The 250-nt window shown below is 64.4% G+C and carries 1 protein-coding gene; it reads left to right on the top strand.

Features of this window, described 5'->3' with window-relative positions; all coding sequences use genetic code 11:
- The coding region (locus EN861_RS35210) for an Ig-like domain-containing protein (RefSeq protein WP_135907355.1) at positions 1 to 250 on the top strand (250 nt) is incomplete at both ends.

Below are 250 nucleotides of genomic sequence, written 5' to 3'. Positions count from 1 at the left end.
GACGCGCCGGTGGCGGTGGCCGATGCGGCGGCGGTGAAGGAAGACACCAACACGCTGGCCGATCCCAATCCGGTGAGCGGCAATGTGCTTTCCAACGACACCGATGTCGACAATGGCGACACCCACAGCGTCAGCGCCGTCAACGGCTCGGCTGGCAATGTCGGCAACGACCTGGTCGGCACCTATGGCACGCTGCATCTCAACAGCGACGGCAGCTACAGCTATACGCTCGACAATGGCCTGGCCTCGG

The sequence above is a fragment of the Mesorhizobium sp. M8A.F.Ca.ET.218.01.1.1 genome, assembly GCF_004791165.1.
GTDB lineage: Bacteria > Pseudomonadota > Alphaproteobacteria > Rhizobiales > Rhizobiaceae > Mesorhizobium.
The sequence above is the reverse complement of the archived record's forward strand: the minus strand, read 5'-3'. Positions and strand labels throughout refer to the sequence as shown.